General features: G+C 69.8%; 25 protein-coding genes. 21 read left to right on the top strand and 4 right to left on the bottom strand.

Translation table 11 applies throughout. The features are described 5' to 3' along the window. Positions 1-230, top strand: a 230-nt coding sequence (locus KY469_20155) for a hypothetical protein (GenBank protein ID MBW3665414.1), incomplete at its 5' end; no start/stop codon positions are given. Positions 231-319: 89 nt separating this feature from the next. On the opposite strand, the gene rpsT is transcribed toward KY469_20155, so the two are convergent. Next, positions 320-586, bottom strand: a complete 267-nt coding sequence (gene rpsT / locus KY469_20150) for a 30S ribosomal protein S20 (GenBank protein ID MBW3665413.1) — start codon at positions 584-586, stop codon at positions 320-322. Positions 587-680: 94 nt separating this feature from the next. On the opposite strand from rpsT, the gene lepA reads away from it, so the two are divergent. The 6 genes from lepA (at position 681) to KY469_20120 (ending at position 7,450) form a co-directional block, all read left to right on the top strand. Beyond that, positions 681-2,582 (top strand): translation elongation factor 4, encoded by a 1,902-nt coding sequence (gene lepA, locus KY469_20145; protein MBW3665412.1) that lies wholly within the window; start codon positions 681-683, stop codon positions 2,580-2,582. A gap of 59 nt (positions 2,583-2,641) precedes the next feature. Then, a complete protein-coding gene (gene hemW / locus KY469_20140) occupies positions 2,642-3,811 on the top strand; it encodes a radical SAM family heme chaperone HemW (protein MBW3665411.1) in 1,170 nt (389 codons plus the stop codon). Positions 3,812-3,887: 76 nt separating this feature from the next. Next, positions 3,888-4,940 carry a heat-inducible transcriptional repressor HrcA gene (gene hrcA, locus KY469_20135; protein ID MBW3665410.1) on the top strand — a complete coding sequence of 351 codons (1,053 nt, stop codon included), beginning with the start codon at positions 3,888-3,890 and terminating at the stop codon, positions 4,938-4,940. A gap of 43 nt (positions 4,941-4,983) precedes the next feature. After that, the gene (locus KY469_20130; protein MBW3665409.1) at positions 4,984-6,093 is read left to right on the top strand and encodes a J domain-containing protein; all 1,110 of its coding nucleotides are present in this window, start codon (positions 4,984-4,986) and stop codon (positions 6,091-6,093) included. A 40-nt stretch (positions 6,094-6,133) separates the two neighbouring features. After that, positions 6,134-6,811, top strand: a complete 678-nt coding sequence (locus tag KY469_20125; GenBank protein MBW3665408.1) for a 16S rRNA (uracil(1498)-N(3))-methyltransferase — start codon at positions 6,134-6,136, stop codon at positions 6,809-6,811. 132 nt (positions 6,812-6,943) lie between these two features. Further along, complete coding sequence (locus KY469_20120) at positions 6,944-7,450, top strand: transcriptional regulator (protein ID MBW3665407.1); 507 nt, start codon at positions 6,944-6,946, stop codon at positions 7,448-7,450. Here the strand turns inward: KY469_20120 and KY469_20115 are convergent. After that, entirely contained in the window at positions 7,447-7,812 is a 366-nt protein-coding gene (locus KY469_20115; GenBank protein MBW3665406.1) for an HIT domain-containing protein, read from the bottom strand. The genes KY469_20120 and KY469_20115 overlap by 4 nt on opposite strands. A 42-nt stretch (positions 7,813-7,854) precedes the next feature. Between KY469_20115 and KY469_20110 the strand changes: the two genes are divergently transcribed. The 6 genes from KY469_20110 (at position 7,855) to era (ending at position 13,164) form a co-directional block, all read left to right on the top strand. Beyond that, positions 7,855-8,082: a hypothetical protein gene (locus tag KY469_20110; protein ID MBW3665405.1), complete on the top strand. Its 228-nt coding sequence runs from the start codon at positions 7,855-7,857 to the stop codon at positions 8,080-8,082. 122 nt (positions 8,083-8,204) lie between these two features. Then, on the top strand, positions 8,205-10,052 hold the full coding sequence (locus tag KY469_20105) for a PhoH family protein (protein MBW3665404.1): 1,848 nt from the start codon (positions 8,205-8,207) through the stop codon (positions 10,050-10,052). Then, entirely contained in the window at positions 10,052-10,504 is a 453-nt protein-coding gene (gene ybeY, locus KY469_20100) for an rRNA maturation RNase YbeY (GenBank protein ID MBW3665403.1), read from the top strand. Before KY469_20105 ends, ybeY begins: the two co-directional genes overlap by 1 nt. Continuing rightward, entirely contained in the window at positions 10,501-11,775 is a 1,275-nt protein-coding gene (locus tag KY469_20095) for a hemolysin family protein (protein MBW3665402.1), read from the top strand. The genes ybeY and KY469_20095 overlap by 4 nt, the downstream gene beginning before the upstream one ends. Before the next feature lie 28 nt (positions 11,776-11,803). After that, positions 11,804-12,220, top strand: a complete 417-nt coding sequence (gene cdd, locus KY469_20090) for a cytidine deaminase (protein MBW3665401.1) — start codon at positions 11,804-11,806, stop codon at positions 12,218-12,220. Between the two features lie 29 nt (positions 12,221-12,249). Then, positions 12,250-13,164 carry a GTPase Era gene (gene era / locus KY469_20085; GenBank protein ID MBW3665400.1) on the top strand — a complete coding sequence of 305 codons (915 nt, stop codon included), beginning with the start codon at positions 12,250-12,252 and terminating at the stop codon, positions 13,162-13,164. On the opposite strand, the gene KY469_20080 is transcribed toward era, so the two are convergent. Next, on the bottom strand, positions 13,158-14,123 hold the full coding sequence (locus tag KY469_20080) for a cation diffusion facilitator family transporter (protein MBW3665399.1): 966 nt from the start codon (positions 14,121-14,123) through the stop codon (positions 13,158-13,160). The two genes, era and KY469_20080, sit on opposite strands and share 7 nt — an antisense overlap. An 83-nt stretch (positions 14,124-14,206) precedes the next feature. On the opposite strand from KY469_20080, the gene KY469_20075 reads away from it, so the two are divergent. The 8 genes from KY469_20075 to uppS all read left to right on the top strand — a co-directional run bounded on the left by KY469_20075 (position 14,207) and on the right by uppS (position 20,393). Then, entirely contained in the window at positions 14,207-14,467 is a 261-nt protein-coding gene (locus KY469_20075) for a hypothetical protein (protein ID MBW3665398.1), read from the top strand. A 57-nt stretch (positions 14,468-14,524) separates the two neighbouring features. Beyond that, the gene (proS, locus tag KY469_20070; protein ID MBW3665397.1) at positions 14,525-15,994 is read left to right on the top strand and encodes a proline--tRNA ligase; all 1,470 of its coding nucleotides are present in this window, start codon (positions 14,525-14,527) and stop codon (positions 15,992-15,994) included. 8 nt (positions 15,995-16,002) lie between these two features. Further along, positions 16,003-16,761 (top strand): peptidoglycan recognition protein family protein, encoded by a 759-nt coding sequence (locus KY469_20065; GenBank protein ID MBW3665396.1) that lies wholly within the window; start codon positions 16,003-16,005, stop codon positions 16,759-16,761. 44 nt (positions 16,762-16,805) lie between these two features. Next, entirely contained in the window at positions 16,806-17,417 is a 612-nt protein-coding gene (locus tag KY469_20060; GenBank protein ID MBW3665395.1) for a histidine phosphatase family protein, read from the top strand. Further along, positions 17,414-17,917 carry a DUF3090 domain-containing protein gene (locus KY469_20055; GenBank protein MBW3665394.1) on the top strand — a complete coding sequence of 168 codons (504 nt, stop codon included), beginning with the start codon at positions 17,414-17,416 and terminating at the stop codon, positions 17,915-17,917. The genes KY469_20060 and KY469_20055 overlap by 4 nt, the downstream gene beginning before the upstream one ends. Next, on the top strand, positions 17,898-18,632 hold the full coding sequence (locus KY469_20050; protein MBW3665393.1) for an SCO1664 family protein: 735 nt from the start codon (positions 17,898-17,900) through the stop codon (positions 18,630-18,632). Before KY469_20055 ends, KY469_20050 begins: the two co-directional genes overlap by 20 nt. Before the next feature lie 134 nt (positions 18,633-18,766). Continuing rightward, on the top strand, positions 18,767-19,495 hold the full coding sequence (recO, locus tag KY469_20045) for a DNA repair protein RecO (protein ID MBW3665392.1): 729 nt from the start codon (positions 18,767-18,769) through the stop codon (positions 19,493-19,495). A gap of 205 nt (positions 19,496-19,700) precedes the next feature. Beyond that, the gene (uppS, locus tag KY469_20040) at positions 19,701-20,393 is read left to right on the top strand and encodes a di-trans,poly-cis-decaprenylcistransferase (GenBank protein MBW3665391.1); all 693 of its coding nucleotides are present in this window, start codon (positions 19,701-19,703) and stop codon (positions 20,391-20,393) included. A gap of 3 nt (positions 20,394-20,396) precedes the next feature. Here uppS and KY469_20035 read toward each other — a convergent pair whose 3' ends face one another. Then, positions 20,397-20,984: a CoA pyrophosphatase gene (locus KY469_20035; GenBank protein ID MBW3665390.1), complete on the bottom strand. Its 588-nt coding sequence runs from the start codon at positions 20,982-20,984 to the stop codon at positions 20,397-20,399. Positions 20,985-21,002: the final 18 nt, after the last annotated feature.

Below are 21,002 nucleotides of genomic sequence, written 5' to 3'. Positions count from 1 at the left end.
CCGGTCCGGTCGACGACGTCGGCGCCCCGTGGCCTCACGGCACCCTCAGCCACGTCTACACCCACACCGGCGTCTACGACGTGGTGGTCACCCAGACCTGGACCGTGCGCTACCGCCCCGCCGCCACGCCACCCGCCCCGCCCGAGCCGTGGTCGCAGCTGACCGTGGACCTCACCCGCACCATCGAGGACTTCGACGTCGACCAGGTCCAACCCGTCCGCCGCCGCTGACCCCGCCCGCGCCCCCCCATCCACGCCCCGCCCGCCGCGAGCCTGAAGCGTTGGGTACGTCTGGACGTACCCAACTCTTCAACCTCGGCTCAGGCGCCGATCTTGGCGAGGCGCTTGGCGAGCTTGGACTTCTTGTGGGCGGCGTTGTTCTTGTGGATCACGCCCTTGGTCGCGGCCTTGTCGAGCTCCTTGGCGGCCTCGCGGTAGGCGGACTCGGCCGCCTCGCGGTCGCCGTCGTCGACCGCTGCGTTGAAGCGACGCACGTAGGTCTTGACCTTCGAGCGCACCGCCTTGTTGCGCTCCTGGCGCGTGATGTTCTGGCGGTTGCGCTTCATCTGCGACTTGATGTTGGCCACGGTGGAACTTTCGCGGAACTGAGGAGAAGTGGGAGATGCGGCTGCGAAGGGTACCGCAAGCACCCCGGCGCGCCACCTCCGGGGCGGGGAGCGGATGCACGCCGGTACGCTCGTCGGCCACGCTCCCTTCCGCGCGAGGGTCCCCGCAGCCGTGACGTACCCGCTCGAACGCATCCGCGACTTCTGCATCGTGGCCCACATCGACCACGGCAAGTCGACGCTGGCCGACCGCATGCTGCAGGTAACCGATCTGGTCGACCCGCGCAAGATGCGCGACCAGTACCTCGACCGCATGGACATCGAGCGCGAGCGCGGCATCACCATCAAGGCGCAGACCGTCCGCATGCCCTACCGCTACGGCGGTACCGAGTACCTGCTCAACCTGATCGACACGCCCGGTCACGTCGATTTCAGCTACGAGGTGTCCCGGGCTCTCAACGCCTGCGAGGGCGCGGTCCTCCTGGTCGATGCTGCGCAGGGCATGGAGGCGCAGACGATCGCGAACCTCTACCTCGCGGTCGACGCGGGTCTCGAGATCATCCCCGTCCTGAACAAGCTCGACCTGCCCGCCGCCCGCCCCGACGAGGTCGCCAAGGAGATCGTCGGGATCCTCGGAGGCGAGGTCGACGACGTGCTGCGCATCTCGGCCAAGACCGGCGAAGGTGTGCGTGACGTGCTGGACCGCGTCGTCGCCGTCGTGCCGTCCCCGGAAGGGGATGGCGACGCCCCGCTCCAGGCCCTCGTCTTCGACTCGGTGTACGACCCCTACCTCGGGGTGCTCGTGTACTTCCGGGTCAAGAACGGCCGGCTCCGGCGGGGCGCCCGTATCCGCCTGATGGCGACGGGGTTCGAGTCGGAGGTGGACGAGCTCCGCGTCCTGTCGCCCGAGCCCGTGATGGTCGACGAGCTCGGCCCTGGTGAGGTGGGCTACCTGGCGGCGTCGATCAAGGAGGTGGCGCAGGCCAAGGTCGGTGACACGATCACGCTCGCCGCCAAGACGCAGCGCGCGAGCGTCGCACTGCCCGGCTACCGCGAGCCGCTCCCGATGGTCTACAGCGGCCTGTACCCGATCGACTCCGACGACTTCCCGATCCTGCGTGACGCGCTCGAGAAGCTGCAGCTCAACGATTCGTCGTTCACGTTCGAGCCGGAGACGTCGGTGGCGCTGGGTTTCGGGTTCCGGTGTGGGTTCCTCGGCCTGCTGCACCTCGAGATCATCCAGGAGCGGCTCGACCGCGAGTTCGACATCCCCCTCGTCACGACCGCCCCGTCGGTCCGCTACCGCGTCGTGCTCGAGGAGCCCGGCGAGGACGACATCGGCGAGCTCGAGGTCAGCAACCCCCAGGATCTCCCCGAGCCCAACCGCATCGCTGAGATCCTGGAGCCGACGGTCCGCGCGATGATCCTCACGCCGTCGGAGTACGTGGGGGCGGTCATGCAGCTGTGTGAGGCTCGTCGGGGCGAGATGCTCGCGATGGACTACCTGACCGAGGAGCGGGTCGAGCTGCGCTACCACCTCCCGCTGGCCGAGATCATCACCGACTTCTTCGACCAGCTGAAGAGCAAGACGCGTGGCTACGCCTCGCTGGACTACGAGCGCGGCGACTACGCCGCGGCCGACCTCGTGAAGGTCGATGTCCTCCTCAACGGCGAGCCGGTGGACGCGTTCAGCTCCATCGTGCACCGCGACAACGCCTACGAGTACGGGCGGGCGATGGTCGCCCGGCTCAAGGAGTTGATCCCGCGGCAGCTGTTCGACATCCCGGTGCAGGCCGCGATCGGGGCCCGGATCATCGCGCGCGAGACGATCAAGGCGAAGCGCAAGGACGTGCTCGCCAAGTGCTACGGCGGTGACGTCAGCCGCAAGCGCAAGCTGCTCGAGAAGCAGAAGGAGGGCAAGAAGAAGATGAAGGCGCTGGGGTCGGTGCAGGTCCCCCAGGAGGCCTTCATCTCCGCCCTCAAGGTCGGGTCAGGCGGCCGTGAGACGCCATCGTGATCGCGGATCCCGGAGCTGGCACACGAATGCTCAAGCAGCGAAGCGGTAGCACAACACGGATGCGCTGGCTCGACGACCCCGTCGAGTCCGGACGCGCCGCCGGCTTCGGCATCTACGTCCACGTCCCGTTCTGCTCGCACCGCTGCGGCTACTGCGACTTCGCCGTGCGCGAGGTCGGCGGAGCGTCATCTCGGCGGAGCGAACTCATGACGCGGTACGTCCGGGCGCTGCTCCGCCGCATCCGCGTCAACGCCCCGCGACACACCGACCGGCAGGTCACGAGCGTGTTCATCGGAGGTGGCACGCCGACGCTGCTCCCACCGGGTGAGCTCGCCACGATCGTGGCGACGCTGAGGTCGGAGTTCGACGTCGCCCCCGACGCGGAGGTGACGGTCGAGTGCAACCCCGAGACTGCCAGCGAGGAGATGTTCGGGGCGCTGGTGGAGGTCGGGGTCGAGCGTGTGAGCCTGGGCGTGCAGTCCACCGCCCCGCACGTGCTGGCGACGCTGGAACGTCGTCATCACGCCGATGGCGCCGCCCGCGCCGTGCGCCTGGCGCGGGACGCGGGGATCGACCGCGTCAGCCTCGACCTCATCTACGGCACACCCGGCGAGACCGAGGCCGATTGGCAGCGCACGCTGGAGGACGCGCTCGCGCTCGTACCCGAGCACATCTCCGCCTACGCCCTCACCGTCCACTCCAACACCCCGATGGGGCGCGCCGTCGCGGAGGGGTCCCTGCCGGCGCCGGACGACGACGTCCAGCGCGGTCGCTGGGAGCTCGCACGCGAGGTGCTGGACGCGGCGGCGTTCGACCACTACGAGATCTCCAACTGGGCGCGTGGGCCGAGGCAGCGGTCGCGCCACAACCTCCTGTATTGGCGCCACGGCGACTACCTCGCGTTCGGGGTCGGGGCGCACGGTCACCTCGATGGCTACCGCTGGTGGCACCACCGCTCGGTCGACCGTTGGCTGGATGCCGCCGAGGCTGGTGCCGTACCGATCGCCGGTGACGAGCACCTCGGCACGGACGAACGCTCCGCGGAGCGACTGATGCTCGGCCTGCGGCTGAGGGAGGGCCTGCACCCCCACGACGTCCCGCCGCTCGACCCGGCCTCCGTACAGGACGCCGCGGACGCTGGCCTGCTGCTGCTCACGTGCGGCCGCTTCCAAGCCACCGATGACGGCTGGTACCTCCTCGACGAGACGGTTGGGCGGTTGGTGGCGTAGCAGGTCGCTCGCGGCTGGCACCCCCAGGCGGCGAGTGCTAGCTGGGTACCATCAGGCTCCAGGAGGTGATCGCTGCGTGACCGACGCGACCGAACGGCTCGACGCCGACCCCGCCCTCGACGAGCGCAAGTGGCACATCCTGCGTGCCATCGTCTCCGAGTACGTGGCGACGGGTGAGCCCGTCGGCTCCAAGCAGGTCGTCGCCGTCGCCTCGCTCGGCGTCTCCGCAGCGACCGTGCGCAACGACATGGCGGCGCTCGAGGAGATGGGCTACATCCACCAGCCCCACACCTCCGCGGGCCGCGTCCCTACCGACCGCGGATACCGCTACTTCGTCGACCACGTCGACGCCGGCACCGTCGACGAGGCCAAGCGCGAGGCCATCGCTGCCAGCCTCGAGGGCTCGGGCGGCACCGAGGACGTGCTCCTGCGTGCGACGCACGTGCTGAGCCAGCTGACCCGTCTGGTCTCGCTCGTCATCGCCCCGACCGTCGCGAGCTCGCACCTGAAGCTGTTCGAACTGGTCAGCCTCGCTCCGCACGCGGTGCTCCTGATCGCCGTGACCGATACGGGACGCGTCGAGAAGCGACTCATCGAGTTGGCCAAGCCCGTGACGGAAGCCGACGTCGAACGGGCGGGCCAGGTGCTCAACGAGTCCGTTCGCGGCGAGCGCGTGGCCACACTGACCAACGTGGTCAACCGTGTGGCGACCGACGCGCCCCACGAGCTGCGCGCGTTGCTTCACGCCGTATCGGAGGCGAGCGCTGGTCTCGAGGAACCCAGCACCGACCACGTCTTCGTGGGCGGCGCGGCGTCGCTGGCCGACCGCGAGGGCCTGACCAGGCAGGACCTGTCGCGTGTGCTCGAACTGCTCGAGGAGCGTGTCACGCTCGCACGCCTGCTCGCCGAATCGGCGCAGGTGGAGCAGCCGATCGTCCGCATCGGCGAGGAGCACGACGTCGAGGGCCTGCAGACCACCACCTTGGTCGCCCAGGGCTACCGCGTGGTGTCGGCGGGGAGCCTCGGGGTCCTTGGTCCTACCCGCATGGATTACACGGGCGTGCTCGCCACGGTGAAGCTGGTCGCGGACCAGCTCCAGGCCACCCTCCAGCACCTGAGCGAGGGGTAAGTGGTCGCGAACGTCACCGCCGTTCCGTGAGGGAGCACTAAGCGTGGCCGACCTGTACGCCATCCTCGGGGTGTCTCCCAACGCGACCCCGGACGAGATCAAACGCGCCTACCGCCGCAAGGCTCGGGAGCTGCACCCTGACACCGGTGGCGACGAGGAGGCGTTCAAGGAGGTCCAGCACGCCTACCACGTGCTGTCCGACCCGGATCGCCGTGCGCGCTACGACCGGTTCGGCGACGAGGGTGGGGCCCGGGCTGGGGCGGACCCCTTCGACTTCGGGGCTGGCTTCGGTGGCATCGGGGATGTCATCGACGCCTTCTTCGGCGGGTTCAGCGGGACCACCCGCCGTCGGTCGGCGTCGCACCAGCCGGGCCGGGACGTGCTGGTCCGTACGCGGCTGACCCTCGAGGAGGTCGCGACCGGCGTTCGGCGCCCCGTCGAGGTCGACGTGGCCACCGTGTGCGACCGCTGCGGCGGCACCGGCTCCTCGACCTCCGCCGCGCCCACCACGTGCGCCACGTGCGGCGGGTCGGGCCAGGTCCAGCGCCTCGTCCGGACGGCCTTCGGCCAGCTCGCCTCCGCGACCACGTGCTCGACCTGCAGCGGGACCGGCCAGACCGTCAGCGACCCCTGCGACGCCTGCCTCGGCGAGGGACGCCGGCAACGCAAGCGCACGGTCACCATCGATGTCCCGGCGGGCGTGACCGACGGCGACCGTCTGCGCATCAACGGCGCTGGTGAGGCGGGACCGCGGGGCGCACCGCCTGGTGACCTGTACGTGGAGGTCCACGTCGAGCCCCACGACGTGTTCGAGCGTGACGGGCGTGACCTGTGGTGCGATGTCTCCGTGCCGTTCGTCCACGCGGCGCTCGGTGCCGAGGTCGACATCCCGGCGCTGACCGGTGAGGCACGTCACCTCGTGATCCCAGAGGGCTCGCAGCCAGGCGAACAGCTGGTGCTGCGGGGCGCCGGGCTGCCTGCGCGTGGCGGGGGAGCACCAGGTGATCTGTACGTCCGGCTCCAGGTCGACGTTCCGCGTCGGTTAACGCAGGAGGAGCGTGAGCTGCTCGAGCGCTTCGCCGAGCTACGCGGCGAGGAGGTTCCGCCCGCCGGTCGCTCGCTGTTCAGCCGGCTGCGCGAAGCCTTCCGCTGACGTGCCCGACCCCTGGGTCTTCGTCGACGAGGTGGGGGCCGTGGGCAGCACCGCCCCGCTCGATCGCGACACGAGCGATCACCTCCGGCGCGTGCTGCGGCTGTCCGACGGAGCCGCGCTCGTCGTCAGCGACGGCCGCGGCCGACACGCAGCCGCTGAGCTCGTCGGGAACGCCGCCGTCGTGCGAGGCGCGCCGGTCGATCTTCCCGCTGAGCCGACCGCGATCCACGTCCTGCAGGCGGTTCCGAAGGGCCGGCGGTTCGACGAGGTCGTCCGCGTCCTGACCGAGGTCGGGGTCGAGCGCGTGACGGCCGTGGCAGCCGACCGCTCGGTGACGCGCCTCGAACCGGTGAAGGCCGAACGCGCGCTAGCCCGCTGGCGTTCGGTCGCTCGTGCCGCGGCCAGGCAGAGCCGCCGTCCCTGGCTGCCCACGATCGAGGGACCAGTTGCGGTGGACGACCTCGCCGACGTGGCCGATCTCGCGGGCGTCGTCGCCCACGTGGATGCAGCGGTCGCACTCACCGAGGCGTTGTTGGGGTGGACGGGGACCGAGTTGTGCGTCGCGATCGGTCCCGAAGGCGGTTGGAGCGACCGTGAGATCGCGCTGTGGCGGGCGGCCGGCCTGCAGTCCGTCCACTTCGGACGCACGGTCGTGCGCACCGAACACGCCGCGACCGTCGCCGCTGCGGTGTGCGCCGCCCACCTCGGGCGGCTCTGACGGGACACACGGTGACCGGAGACGTGCGGCCCCTCGCCACGGCGGCCCCAGTCTTGTTACCCTGAGCAGTACCGCGGCCACGCGGAGAGAGCAGGTGACCTTCAGGGTCGCCTCGGGAAGCGCGGGTGCGACGTGCCTGACGAGGATGAGGACCAGGCTCCGGACGAGTACGCCGTCGGTCTGGGCGACCGGTTGCGCAACGTGCGGCAGCAGCAGGGCCTCTCGCTGCACGACGTCGAGCGTCGCAGCAGGGGCGAGCTGAAGGCGAGCGTGGTCGGGGCGTACGAGCGGGGCGAGCGCGCCGTCTCGGTGATCCGGCTCCGGGTCCTGGCGGACTTCTACCGCGTCCCCATCTCCGAGCTGCTGCCCGAGACCAGCAACGTCTCACCGCGGGCGGCTGCTGGCCCCTCCGCTGGGCTCCGACTCGACCTCACCCGTCTGGGTGACGCCTCGGTCCCAGGGATCGATATCGTCGAGCGGTTCGCCACCACGATCCAGGGCCGGCGGGGCGACTACAACGGGCGCGTGCTGACGATCCGGGCCGCGGATCTGCAGTCGCTCGCTGCCGTGCTCGACATGGGGCCCGCCGCGCTCAGCGAGGCGCTCGTCGAGGCCGGCGTCGCGACCTCGACGACCTAGGACATGTCGCCCGCGTCGTCGATGCGGCCGAGCTGACGGCCACCGAGCACGTGGAAGTGCAGGTGGGGGATCGCCTGACCACCCTTCGGACCGATGTTGGTGGCGATGCGGTAGCCGTCGGCGGTGCCGTGTTCCTCGGCGACGAGCCGCGCCGCTGCGAGACAGGCGGCCACCAGCTCGTCGTGCTCGTCGGTGAGATCGTGCGCCGACGGGATGTGCTCGCGGGTCAGGACCAGCAGGTGCACAGGCGCCAGCGGGAACTTGTCCTTGATCACCACGACGTCGTCGTCGGTGTGCACGATCTCCGACATCTCCTCACCGTCGATGATGCGGCAGAAGAGGCAATCCCTGGGCACGTTCATCTCCCGCTCGTGAGGTCGTGACCCTACCGGTACGCTCGGGGTATGGATGAGTCTGCCACCACCGGCCAGCCAGCACCGACCGAGAGCGCGCCCAACCGCGTCGTCTGTCCCACCTGCGGCGAGATCCGCCTCGAGACGCCTGCGGGCACCCGCGCCCTGCCGACGTTCGGTGTGGCGATGAAGGCCGCCCGCGGGGCGGCGGGGACCTGCGAGTGCGGCCGGCGTCACCTCGACGACGACGGCGTCCCGATCGGAGATCGCTCCGCCTGATGTCCAGCCATCCCCGCCCGTCCGGAACCACCGGAGCGGCCGACGTTCCCGGTGCCGGACCGCAGGACGAGGCCGACCAAGGCCCCACGACGGTCACCATCCTCGTCCCGGGCGACCACTCCATGGTCGCGCTGCTCGGTAGCGGGGATGAGCTGCTCCGCGTGGTCGAGACCGGCTTCGACGCGGACGTGCACGTACGCGGCAACGAGATCACGATCACCGGCCCGACCCTCGAGGTGGAGCGTCTGGAGCGGCTCTTCCACGAACTGGTGACGCTGGTCGGGCGAGGTCACCAGCTCGACCGCAGCGTGATCGACCAGACCATCCGGATGGTGCAGGCGGACACGAGCGAGCGCCCGTCACAGGTGCTCACCGAGACCTTCCTCACCCACCGTGGCAAGAGCATCCGCCCGAAGACCCTGGGGCAGAAGCACTACCTCGACGCCATCCGCAAGAACGTCGTGACCTTCTCGATCGGTCCCGCGGGTACGGGCAAGACCTACCTCGCGATGGCGGCTGCGGTGCAGGCACTGCGGGCGAAGCAGGTGACACGACTCATCCTCACCCGCCCCGCCGTCGAAGCGGGCGAGCGGCTGGGCTTCCTCCCCGGGACGCTGCACGAGAAGATCGACCCCTACCTCAAGCCGCTGTGGGATGCCCTCCACGACATGATGGGCGCCGACGAACTCGTCGGCCACGTCGACCGCGGGACCATCGAGGTCGCTCCCCTCGCCTACATGCGTGGTCGGGCACAACCAGTCTCGACACCGGTCGCGACACCGGATGGGTTCCGCCCGATCGGCGAACTGCGTCCAGGCGACACCGTGATCGGGGCCAACGGTCACCCGACGGCGGTCGTGGGCGTCTTTCCCCAGGGCGTGAAGCCGATCTTCGAGGTCGTGACGCAAGACGGGGCATCGACCCGCTGCTGCGCGGAACACCTCTGGGCGGTCTGGACTCGTAGCGACCGTCGGTACGGTCGTGAGCCCCGTGTCATCGAGACCGCGGCGATGATCGGTCGACTTCGGACGGCCCACTACCGTCAGTTCGAACTGCCGCTCACGCAACCGGTCGAGTTCACACCGCGCGATCCCCCGATGGACCCCCCGATGGACCCCTACGCCCTCGGTCTGTCGCTCACGGATGAGGAGCGCGGTGGCTCCGCGGGTGCAGCGCTCGATCCTCGGCCAGCGGGCGGGGCGCTGCTGGTGGCGGAGCGAACCGTGTCGGCACCGGTCCGTACGGCGTCGTTACCGCGGGAGTACCTGCTGAACGACGTCACGACCCGCGTGGCTCTTCTCCAGGGACTGCTCGACTCATCTCCGGGCAGCATCGTGCGAACCCGTGACGGCGTTGCGGTCCGCTACGTGGTTACCGATGAAGGGCTTCGGGATGACGTGGTGTTCCTTGTGCGCTCCCTCGGCGGCGTCGCCAGCACGCTCGCTTGCGATGCGCACGTTCTGGAGATCCGACTCCCCCCGGTCATCGTCCCGTTCCGGTCGCGACGCAAGCTCGAGACGTACCAGCGCATCGAAGGTGGCAGGCCGATGCGGTTCATCGACTCCATCGAGCCTGTGGGCGACGAGGAGACGGTCTGCATCCGCGTCGCGGCGGACGACCAGCTCTACGTCACGGAGGACTTCCTCGTCACGCACAACACGCTGAACGACGCGTTCATCGTGCTGGACGAGGCGCAGAACACCACACCTGAGCAGATGAAGATGTTCCTGACGCGCATCGGGTTCGGGTCACAGGCGGTCGTGACGGGGGACGTGAGCCAGATCGACCTGCCGCGGGGCAACCGCAGCGGCCTCAAGGTCGTGACCGAGATCCTCGACGAGATCGACGGCGTGGACTTCGCGTACCTCGGCTCGGGTGATGTCGTGCGCCACCACATCGTGCAGCGCATCGTCGAGGCGTACGACCGCTACGAAGCGCTGCGCCAGGGCGTCGAGGGAAGCGATCTCTAGTGGCCGTCTTCCTCGCCGACGAGCAGGAGCGCGTCGTGAACAGCGACGATCTCTGCCGGCTGGCCCGCTTCACGCTGCGTCACCAACGCGTCCCCGAGGACATGGAGCTGTCGCTGCTGCTGGTCGACGTCAGTGCGATGGCGGCGCTGAACGAGCGGCACATGGGCAAGCCGGGACCGACGGACGTGCTGGCGTTCCCGATGGACGAGCCGGGGGAGTCACCGCTCGCTGGACCGGCGATCCTCGGGGACGTGGTGCTGTGCCCCGATGTCGCGGCCGAGCAGGGACCACGGTACGGACGGTCAGTCCACGATGAGCTCCGTCTGCTCACCGTTCACGGCATCCTGCACCTGCTCGGGATGGATCACGCAGACCCCCAGTCCGAGCGGGAGATGTTCGGGCTGACCGACGTGATCCTGAGCGAGTACGGCCAGAGCGAGGTCCACTCGTGACCGGCATCGACATCGTCGCAGTGGTGGCGGTGACCGTCATGCTGCTGCTCACCGCGATGGTTGGCGCGTTCGAGACCGTGGTCTCCCAGCTCGACGTCGTGCGTGCCCTGCGTCTCGACGAGGAGGAGCGCCCCGGGTCCGACCGGCTGCTGTGGCTCATCGAGCACCGTGGCCGCACGCTCAACGTGGTGCTGTTCCTGACCGTGACCCTGCGCGTGACGGCCGCGGCGGTCCTGATCGCGCTGCTGTCCCGACACCTCGCCGGTGCCTCGGGGATCGCGATCGCCGTCGCAGTCATGGTGCTCGCCAGCTACGTCGCGGCCGAGGTGTTGCCGCGGACGCTCGCGCTCCGGCACCTCGAGGCGTCGGGTCTGGTGCTGGGACGGCTGTTCCACCCCGTCGTGCGCGGGCTGCGTCCCCTCGTGGAGCCCCTGACCGTCGTGGGACGTGCGCTGGTGCGCGAGCGCAACGGGGTGGCGGGACCGTTCCCCGGCGAGGACGAGCTCGACGACCGCGACGACGACGGTGAGGACGAGCCGATCGAGCCCGAGGAACGGGCGATGATCCACTCGATCTTCGAGCTCGGCGACACCATCGCGCGCGAGATCATGGTCCCCCGCCCCGACATGGTCACGCTGGGGGAGGACGCCAGCTTCGAGGACGTGCTCGAGACGATCATCGGGCGCGGGTACTCGCGTATCCCGGTCACGGGCGAGAACCGTGACGAGATCGTCGGCATCGTCTACGCCAAGGACGTGCTCGAGCGGTTGTCCTCCGACCTGGAGGGGCGGGAGTGGGGAGATCTCGTGCGCCCCGCGACCTTCGTGCCCGAGACGAAGCGTGGCGACGATCTGCTGCGGGAGCTGCAGGAGCAGAAGGTCCACCTCGCCATCGTCGTGGACGAGTACGGGGCGACCATCGGACTGGTCACCATCGAGGACATCCTCGAGGAGATCGTCGGCGAGATCGTCGACGAGCACGATCGCGAGGAGCCGCTGGTCGAGATGCTCGACGACGGTCGGGCGAGGGTCGACGCGCGCCTGCCGGTCGACGACCTCAACGACCTGTTCGACGCCGAACTGCCCGACGACGACTGGGACACGGTCGGGGGCCTGCTGTTCGGGACGCTCGGACGGGTGGCGCGTCCCGGGGACCGGGTGACGATCGAGGGTCTGCGGCTGATCGCGGAACGGGTCCAGGGGCGGCGGGTCAGTAAGGTCGTCGTCGAGCGCGTGCACGACGACGAGCGGATCCCGGCGGTGGAGGCGTAGTGCCGTGAAGCCTGACCGACCACGGGGCGTGGCGTACGACGAGGCCGACCTGCTCCGGCGCGCCCGCCAGGCACGCGATCGCGCCTACGCGCCCTACTCGGGCTTCCGGGTCGGGGCGGTCGTGGTCACCGAGGACGGCCAGATGTTCGAGGGGGCGAACGTGGAGAACGCGGCCTACCCGATGGCGGCCTGTGCCGAGGCGAACGCCATCCGGACCATGGCAGGCGCGGGGGTGCGCTCGCCGATCGTTGCGGTCGCGGTCGTCGGTGATGGCGAGGCGGCGTGCACCCCGTGTGGTGGCTGCCGCCAGGTGATCTTCGAGTTCGGTGCCGACGCGACGGTCTTCGCCTCGGGTGATGGCGGTCGGCCGCTCGTCGCCACGATCCGTGAGCTGCTGCCGCACGCGTTCGGCCCGCGACGGTTGTCGCAGGGCCGCTCGACGTGACCGAGGGCATCGAGCTCGATCTCGACGCCATCCTCGCTGGCGGCGAAGAGGTTCCCGAGGGGCACCGGTCCGGGTTCGTGTGCCTGGTGGGTCGACCCAACGTCGGCAAGTCCACCCTCCTGAACGCCATGGTCGGCGCGAAGGTATCGATCGTCACCGAGGTGCCGGGGACGACCCGCAACGCGATCAGAGGCGTGGTGACCCGTGCGGATGCGCAGCTCATCTTCATCGACACGCCCGGCTTCACTAAGCCTCGCACGCTGCTCAACCAGCGCCTGAACGACCTCGTCCGCGACACGTGGAGCGGGGTCGACGTCATCTGCTTCCTCGTCGATGCCGCAGCGGGGATCGGAGCGGGTGATCGGTGGCTGACGGACCAACTGCGCGGCGTCGCCACCCCTGTCGTCGCCGTGGTGAACAAGGAGGACCGGGTCCGAGGGGCACCCCTCATCCCGGTCCTCGACGAGGTGTCCCGCCTGGGCAGCTGGGCCGAGATCGTGCCGACGTCCGCGGTGGACGGGACCAACGTGGCACACCTAGCGGACGTGCTGGTGTCCTACCTGCCGGAAGGGCCACGGTTGTTCCCGGCGGGCCAGGTGTCCGACCAGCCCGAGCGTCAGCTCGTGGCCGAGATCATCCGGGAGAAGTTCATCGTCCGGATGCACGACGAGCTGCCGCACTCCATCGCCGTGGTCGTCGAGGGCATCGATGAGGACCCGGAGCGGGAGGATCTGCTCCACGTGAGCGCGACCATCTTCGTCGAACGGGACAGCCAGAAGGGGATCGTCATCGGCAGGCGCGGAGCGGTGCTGGCGCGGTCCAACACGCTCGCTCGCCAGGAGCTCGAGACCATCCTCGGAGCGAAGGTATTCCTGGACGTGCGGGTGAAGGTGGCCAAGGACTGGCAGCGTGACCCACGACGGCTGGAGCGCTTCGGCTACTGAGGCTCCCGGTCCGTGGCGTGGTCTCTCATGGGCTCGCCCTCGTGCCCACCCGTCGCGAGCGCCGGCTCGAGGTAGATCATCCGCGCCTTCGGCAGCGCCCGCCGGAGCTCGCGCTCGATCCCATCGATCGTCACCGCGAGTGCGTCGGCGTCGAGCCCATGACGGAACTCGAGCTTGGCCGCGACGAGCAGTTCCTCGGGCCCGATGTGCTGGGTGCGCAGGTGCAGCAGCCGCACGACCGCATCGCCCCTCTGGAGGTGCTGACGGATCGTCGTCTCGTCGTCCTCGCTGGCGGACTCGCCGATGAGCAGGCTCTTCATCTCGACCGCGAGGACCATGGCGATGACCCCGAGCAGGACACCGATGGCGATCGTCCCCACGGCGTCCCACACCGGGTCGTGGGTCGTCGCCGCCAGGCTGACACCGATCAGCGCCAGGACCAGTCCGATCAGGGCGCCGGCGTCCTCGAGCAACACCACAGGCAGCTCCGGCGTGCGCGCGTGGCGGATGAAGTCCGACCAGCGCCGGCCCTCCCTGACGTGGTTCGCCGCGACGATCGCGGTGCGGAACGACCAGGTCTCGAGCACGATGCCGACGACGAGCACACCGATGGCCCAGATCGGTGAGGTCAGCTCGTGGTGTTCGCTCGTGAGCTTCTCGTAGCCCTCGAACAGCGAGAACAGCGATCCCAGCGAGAACAGGATCAGCGCAACCACGAACGACCAGAAGAACCGCTCACGTCCGTAGCCGAACTGGTGCAGCTCGTTCGCGTGTCGTTGCGCCCGCTTGGAGCCGAACAGCAGCAACCCCTGGTTCGACGTATCGGCGACCGAGTGGATCGACTCCGCCAACATCGACGACGACGCGGTGAACAGGAACGCCACGAACTTGGCGACCGCGATGCCCGCGTTGGCGATCATGGCCGCGATGATCGCCTTGCGGCTGCCCTCGAGCGCCACCGGCCGTCCTCCTCCGCCCGTGCCGCGCGGACTCTAACCTCGGCTCCGCCGAGTCATGGAGGTGGAAGGTGTCCGACGCAGCGGTGATCGAGGTGACCGAGCTCGAACCGACGCGCTTCGAGGTCGTGGTCCGTGAGGGGGGCTCCTCGACCACCCACCGGGTCATCGTGCCCGCTGGTGTCGGTGTCGCCGGCGTGAGCGACGCCGAAGTGGTCGAGGAGTCGTTCCGCTTCCTGCTCGAGCGCGAGCCGAAGGAGTCGATCATGGCCAGCTTCGACCTGCCCGTGATCAGCCGCTACTTCCCGGAGTACCAGCAGGAGATGGAGCGTCGCCTGGGTGCGTAGCCCCCGACGCGTGCGTGGCCACGGGGCGTCGACGGGCGACGGGTAGCCTGCCGCGCTATGAGTGCCAACAGGAAGAGCGACCTCGGCGTCACGCCCCTCAGCGAGGACGTCTCCGCCTGGTACAACGAGCTGGTCCTCAAGGCCGACCTGGCCGACCGTGGGCCCGTTAAGGGCACGATGGTCATCAAGCCCTACGGCTACCGCGTGTGGGAGCTGCTGCAGAGCGAGCTCGACCAGCGCTTCAAGGACACCGGGCACGTCAACGCCTACTTCCCGCTGTTCATCCCCCAGAGCTACCTGCAGCGCGAGGCCGAGCACGTTGAGGGGTTCAGCCCGGAGCTCGCGGTGGTCACGCACGCCGGCGGCAAGGAGCTGGAGGAGCCTCTCGTCGTTCGGCCCACCTCCGAGACCGTGATCGGCGAGATGTACGCCAAGTGGATCTCGAGCTACCGCGACCTGCCCATCCTGATCAACCTGTGGAACAACGTCGTCCGGTGGGAGCTTCGTCCACGGCTCTTCCTGCGCACCACCGAGTTCCTGTGGCAGGAGGGCCACACGGCCCACGCGACCGAGACGGACGCGATGGACGAGACGCTGCGGATGTGGGAGGTCTACAACGAGTTCGCGCTGAACGTCGCCGCCATCCCGATGGTGAAGGGGGAGAAGACGCCCGGTGAGCGTTTCGCCGGCGCGGTCCGCACCTACACCATCGAGGGGATGATGCTCGATGGGAAGGCGCTGCAGTCGGGCACATCACACTACCTCGGCACCAACTTCGCCCAGGCCTTCGACATCACCTACCAGGACGAGAACAACGAGCAGCAGCTGTGCCACACGGCGTCCTGGGGGATGTCCGCACGCATGATCGGCGCCATCATCCTGGCCCACGGTGACGACCAGGGACTCGTGTTGCCGCCCCGCCTCGCGCCGTACCAGGCCGTCATCGTGCCGATCGGTCGGGACGAGGAGGGCGAACAGGTCCGGGCCAAGGCGACCGAGCTGGCCCACCAACTCGTGCAGGCCGGTGTCCGCGTCCACGTCGACGACCGCGACGAGTCGCCTGGCTTCCGCTTCAACGACTGGGAGCTCAAAGGCGTCCCGCTGCGGATCGAGATCGGTCCGCGCGACCTCGAGGCGGGTCACGTCCTCGTCGCCCACCGCGTCGGCGAACTCGACGACCGTGGTCGTGCCGTCAAGCAGCAGATCGGCTTCGACGCGCTCGTCGACACCGTCCCCAAGCTGCTCGACGTCTACCACGACCACCTCGTCGAGCGTGCCCGCACGTTCCGCGACGAGCACTCCGCGGTGATCGACGACTGGGATCGGTTCGCGGACCAGGTGGACACCGGCTTCGCCTACGCCTTCCACTGCGGCCGCACCGAGTGCGAGGACGACATCAAGGCCGAGACAGCCGCCACGCCCCGCTGCATCCCGGTCGAAGGCCAGGACGAGAGCGGTGGGACGTGCATCCGCTGCGGCCAGGACGCGGACTACGGCAGGCGCATCGTGTTCGCGCGGGCGTACTGAGGCCGCCGGTGCACCGGCGTCTCCTGCTCCGGGCCCTGGCCGTGGGGATCGCGGCCGCGGCCTGTGGTCGGGCGAGGCCGACGACCTCCGCCGGTCCCACCCACCTCACGCCCTCACCGTCCCGCCCGTCTCCGATCTCGACCTCCCCACCTGCTCCCGAGCCGGTGTCCGAGGAGCCGGTGTCGGCGACACCGGTCGTCGTCGCCGTGCTGTGTCGGGACGCCTGGCAGGCCCGCCCGCCGGCGGGGGAGTACCGCCACCACACGATCGGTCGCCTGACCGTCCACCACAGCGCCACGGTCCTGGGCGACAACGCCCACGCGCCGAGCCGCTTCCGCCAGCACCAGCGCTTCCACCAGGACAGCGGCTGGCCCGACATCGCCTACCACCACGGGGTCGACCGCCGCGGCAACGTCTACGACCTGCGCCCCGCGTCCTCGGCCGGCGACACGTTCACCGACTACGACCCGACCGGTCACTACCTGCTGCTCGCCGAGGGCAACTTCGACCAGGAGTCCCCGACGGACGAGCAGCTCGAGGCCATGGCGCGGATGTTGGCGTGGGCCAGCGGAGCCTTCAGCGCCCCGCTCGACACGATCTCGGGACACCGCGACCACGCGGCCACGTCGTGCCCCGGGGACCACCTCTACCCGCGCCTGCCTGACCTCCAAGCCCGCGCCGTTGAGCTCGGCCGCGTCGATATCGCCTCTCACTGCGGGGCGTCGGGGCGCGACCGCGTCGCGGCGATCGAGCGCGGTGAGGCCTGAACGGTCTCGCACTAGGGTCGGTCACCCCGGACGGAGGTGAGGGTTTGACCACGGTCGTGTTCGTGCGTCACGCCGTGACGGCGACGACCGGCAAGCGTCTGTACGGGCAGAGTTCGGGCCACCATCTGAACGACCACGGCCGACGCCAGGCTGATGCCCTCGCTGAGCGGCTCATCGAGAGCGGTCCTGCCGCCGTTTACAGCTCACCGTTGGAGCGGGCGCAGCAGACGGCGCGACCGATCGCACGGGCCGCGGGTCTGCGGGTGCGAACGCGCAAGGGCCTCATCGAGCCGGACGTCGGCGAGTGGACCAACCGTGCGCTCGCGCAGCTCCGACGACGGAAGGACTGGCGCCTCGTGCAGCGCGCCCCGAGCCGCTTCCGCTTCCCAGGCGGTGAGTCGTTCCGCCATCTCCAGCAGCGCGCCGCGGACGAGGTCGAGGGGCTGGTGCGTGAGCACGGCGACGACACGATCGTGTGTGTCAGCCACGCCGACACGATCAAGGCGGTCGTCGCACACTACATCGGACTGCACCTCGATCACCTCCAGCGGCTCGAGGTCTCGCCCGCGTCGCTCACGACGTTGCAGCTCGACCCGACCGGCGCGACACGCCTGCTCGGACTGAACGACACCGGTCACCTGCGGGACCTGCGGTGATCCTCGCCGAGCTGACCGATCCGTTCCACGTGACGGCGGGGTACACGGGACAAGCCGGAGACCGCACCTTCTACCTCCAGGCGGAGGACGAGGATCACCACGTCACGGTGAAGCTCGAGAAGCTCCAGGTGGATGCGCTCGCGCACGTCCTCGTCGACCTCCTCGCCACGCTCGACGACGAGCCGGCGACCGACTGGGACCGCGACGCCATGGCGCTGCGCCTGCCTGTCGAGCCGGTCTGGACCGTGGGCGAGATCAGGACCGCGGTCGACGACCGGGCCCAGAGCATCATCGTCGAAGTGGCCGAGCTGGCACCCGAGGACGAGGAGCCGGAGGTGGTCCGCGTGTGGCTCGATCGCGATCTCACGCGGCGTCTCGCGGCTCACGCGATCGAGATCGTGGCCGAGGGGCGCCCTCGCTGCCACCTGTGCGGACGCCCCGAGGAGGAAGGTGGGCACGTCTGCCCCGCCACGAACGGCCATGGTCGACTCTCTCGCTGACCGCGACGTCGCGGAGCTGCTCCGGCACCGGCCACTGGAGCCGGTGGAGCGTTTCGTCGCGGCCTCCAACGCCACGCTGCTGTGCGAGCTCGGCGACGGCATCCGCGCGGTGTACAAGCCCAGGCGAGGCGAGGCACCGTTGTGGGACTTCCCCGAGGGGACGCTGTACCGGCGCGAGGTCGCCGCGTACGAGGTGAGCCGGTCGCTGGGGTGGGACGCGGTGCCGGTGACGGTGATCCGCGAGGAGGGCCCGCTCGGCCCCGGCAGCATCCAGCTGCACGTACCCCACGACCCCGAGGAGCACTACTTCGCGCTGCTCGAACGGGGCGACGAGCAGATCCTCGACCAGCTCCGCCGCATGGTCGTGTTCGATCTACTGATCAACAACGCCGACCGCAAGGGCGGTCACGTCCTGCGCGATGCCGACGGCCGCGTGTGGCTCGTCGACCACGGCGTGTGCTTCCACCGTGAACCCAAGCTGCGCACGGTCGCTTGGGAGTTCGCCGGCGAGCCGCTGCCGTCGGACCTGGTCGATGACACGGGCCGACTCGCACGTGATCTGCGTGGAGGTGGCGACGGGGTCGGGGCGCGCCGCGCCGGGCTCCTCGACCCCCTCGAGATCGACGCCCTGCGTCGCCGTGCCGAGGCCGTGATCCGGCTCGATGCCCTCCCCGACCCCGCCGGCCCCCGTCCCTTCCCCTGGCCCCTCCTCTGACCCGCCACCGCATCCGTGTAGGTGATCCTGTACCTCTGAGGTCAAGTTCCGCCTACGCGATGCCGCAGCCAGCCTCGGTCGTGGTCGTGGCGTGGGTCGCGGGTGGTGGGCGGGGTGGGGGGTACCTTCGGAGGATGGGGGTCTACCGTGATCAGGGCATCGTCCTGCGGACCTACAAGCTGGGCGAGACCGACCGCATCCTGAACCTGCTGACGCAGGGTCGCGGCATCGTGCGTGCGGTCGCCAAGGGGGTCCGGCGCCCCGGTTCACGCTTCGGTGGGCGGCTCGAGTCCTACAGCCACGTCGACCTGCAGCTGTACGAGGGCCGCAACCTCGACGTCGTCACCCAGGCTGAACTGATCGAGCCGTTCGCACAGGTGCGAGAGGACTACGCCCTGTCCGCGGCGGCCGCGACCATGGCCGAGGCGGTCGACCGCGTCGCCCAGGAGGGTGAACGCAACCACCGGGTCTTCCTGCTGCTGCGCGCGGGGTTGCAGGCGCTGGCTGCACAACCCCCGTACCCGGCGATCTTCCTCGACGCGTTCCTGCTGCGGCTCGCGAGCGCGTCGGGGTTCCACCTGTTCACCGACGCGTGCTCGCAGTGCCGCGCCCCCGGCCCCCACCCGTTCCTGCACGTCTCCCGTGGCGGGATGCTGTGTGCCGACTGCGCCCCGCCGGGGACCAAGGCGCTCGACGCCACGACCATCGAGGTGGTGCGGTTGCTGGCGTCCAACGAGTGGGCCGCGCTGCCCGCGGCAGCCGAGCAGCTCGGCGCGCGCCGGACCGCGGCCGCGTTCGTGCGCGCCTACGTCGAGCACCACTTCGACCGTCAGCTCAAGAGCTACCCGCTCGTGCCGCGCTGACCCACCATCGGCTCCGCCCGGAACTTGAATACTTGGATGCAGTCAGACGTGCCCAGGTATCCAAGTTCGGGATAGCGGGCGGTTGACCGGCGGGGCGGGGAGGTGGGCGAGGCGGCAGTAGGCTCGGGTGACCGAACGAGAGGCGCGTGTGAGCTCGGTCATCCCTCTGGACCCCGAGGCCATCCCCGACCACGTCGCGATCATCATGGACGGCAACGGACGCTGGGCGAACCAGCGCGGGCTGTCGCGCAACGCGGGGCACGAGGCGGGGGAGGAGGCGCTGTTCGACACGGTCGAAGGTGCGCTGGAGCTGGGGATCGGGGCGCTGACCGTGTTCGCGTTCTCCACCGAGAACTGGAAACGCCCCGCCTCCGAGGTGAAGTTCCTGATGAACTTCAACGAGTCGTTGCTGCGGCGACGCGCCACCGAGCTCGACGACCGCGACGTGCGCGTTCGGTTCGTCGGTCGGCGCCGACGGCCCGTCCCGAAGCGGCTCGTCAGGATGATGGAGGACACCGAGGCGCTCACCGCCGACAACACGCGCATGACGCTCTACGTCGCGTTCAACTACGGAGGTCACGCGGAGCTCGTCGACGCGGCCCGACAGCTCGCCCGCGACCACGCTGCCGGCGAGGTGAAGCGCATCGACGATCGCGCCTTCGCGGCGCGTCTGTACGAACCCGAGATGCCTGCGGTGGATCTGCTCATCCGCACATCGGGGGAACAACGCCTCAGCAACTTCCTGCTGTGGCAGGCGGCCTACGCCGAGCTGATCTTCACCGAGACGCTGTGGCCCGACTTCAACCGGCTCGAGCTCGAGAAGGCGGTGCGCGAGTACCAGCGTCGCGAGCGCCGCTTCGGCAAGGCGGTCGACAAAGTCGTGCGCGTCCGCGGCTGACGGTTACGCGCTCCACGGGGGCGGTGGCAGCTGCAGCGCCGAGAAGAAGTTCTGCAGGGTGCGCAGCGTCAGGCCCCACACGGTGTAGCGGTCGAACAGCACCCCCGGGAACGGTCCCATCCCCATGTAGCGGTGGTCCACGACCGACGCCGCGTCGAGCAGGTGGGGGACGGGGATCCACACCGTGGTGGCGACCTCACGCGGATCGGGGCGCAGTTCGGGACGCTGATCGACGGCGTAGACGTAGGTCGCGACCACGGCCGTTCCGGAGCGGCCGAGCAGGTCGTCGAGGCGGCCCACTGCCGGCCCGAGCGCGATGCCGACCTCCTCGAGCGTCTCGCGACGTGCCGTGGCGTCGAGATCGGAGTCGATGGGTTCGCGTCGCCCACCGGGGAGCGCCATCTGCCCCGACCAGCGGTCCCCGGGGCGCTCCGTCCGTTCCATGAACAGGATCTCCGGCACGCCCTCCTCGGCCTCGTGCAGGATCAGCGCCGTGGCAGCGACCCACTCGGCGTGCTCCGCCAGTCCGTCGTCGGGGGTATAGGCCGCGATCCGCTCGCGGATCGTCGTCAGGTCGAGCGGGTCGGTCATACCTCCCCCCTAGAGGGG

It is taken from the genome of Actinomycetota bacterium, from assembly GCA_019347575.1.
GTDB lineage: Bacteria > Actinomycetota > Nitriliruptoria > Nitriliruptorales > Nitriliruptoraceae > JAHWKY01.
This window is presented reverse-complemented; position numbering and strand designations above follow the sequence as displayed.